Raw genomic sequence first — 1,028 nt, forward strand, 5'->3', positions numbered from 1 at the left:
AAGGGCTATCCATTTAGAGCAACCAGACACTACATCTAGTGTTTATCTGGTTTTAATGCCCTTATAGGTTAGGGGTTTTGTTGTGACTGATTGTTCAAGTAATCGATAAAACAATAGCCCTCTAGACCGAGATTTTCTTCTATTAAATCTAAAGGTATATTCATCCAAATAGTAATCGAGCTGTTTAGATTGAACTGCACCTTGATAGGTTCCCAACAACCAGCGTTTCAGTAAAGAAGCCACACGGTGTACGCCTGGCATGGTTTCGTGGGCTGGTATATTTGAACCAAGATGTACGGTCTTTTTTCTTGAATATCCCATGTTATCAACGGAACCATAAGCCGCCGATCCGTCTGTGTGAATTTGACTATTCGGCTCAATAACATCTTTTATGAATTGCTCAATGTTGTTTTTTGTCGCTTTGTCGACCTGTCGTAATCTAATGCGACCAAACCCTTTTGGTTCTATTAACTCTATTGCAATTAACACAACAAATTTCTTCTTATCTTGTTGATTTATATCGACTACACCACCAACAAAGGTTTCGTCTACCTCAACAAGTCCAGATAATTTATCTCTTTCAGGGTTGATCATTGCGTAACGTAATCTATGTAATATCGCCCAAGCCGTTTGATAACTGCCAAGCCCGAGCAAACTCTGTATGCCAAGCGCACTCACTCCATTTTTTTGATTGGTGAGATACCAAATCGCAGCAAACCAATCCTTAAGAGGCGTTCTGGTTTTATCAAAAATAGTACCTGCTGTGACAGAAGTTTGTTTCCGACACTGAACGCATTTAAGTTTATTTTTGGGAAGAGTATAGGGCACATTATTTGCTAAACAATTCGGGCATATGAAACCATTAGGCCAACGAAGCGTGTGTAGATAATCACGACAAGCTTGCTCATCGTGAAACCAGTCAACAAATTGACCCCAATTTTTAGGGTAATCAATACCCGCTTTGAGTGAAGAAGATTTTTTGTTCATCACTATATATTGACATTGGTTGCTCTAAATGGATAGCCCTT

1 protein-coding gene is annotated in these 1,028 nt (G+C 39.3%); it reads right to left on the reverse strand.

Annotated features, from left to right (window positions below):
- Positions 1 to 42: 42 nt before the first annotated feature.
- Entirely contained in the window at positions 43 to 987 is a 945-nt protein-coding gene (locus tag TY87_RS22385; protein WP_100188762.1) for an IS1595 family transposase, read from the reverse strand.
- Positions 988 to 1,028: the final 41 nt, after the last annotated feature.

It is taken from the genome of Marinomonas sp. BSi20584 (assembly GCF_002792415.1).
Classification (GTDB): Bacteria; Pseudomonadota; Gammaproteobacteria; order Pseudomonadales; family Marinomonadaceae; genus Marinomonas; species Marinomonas polaris.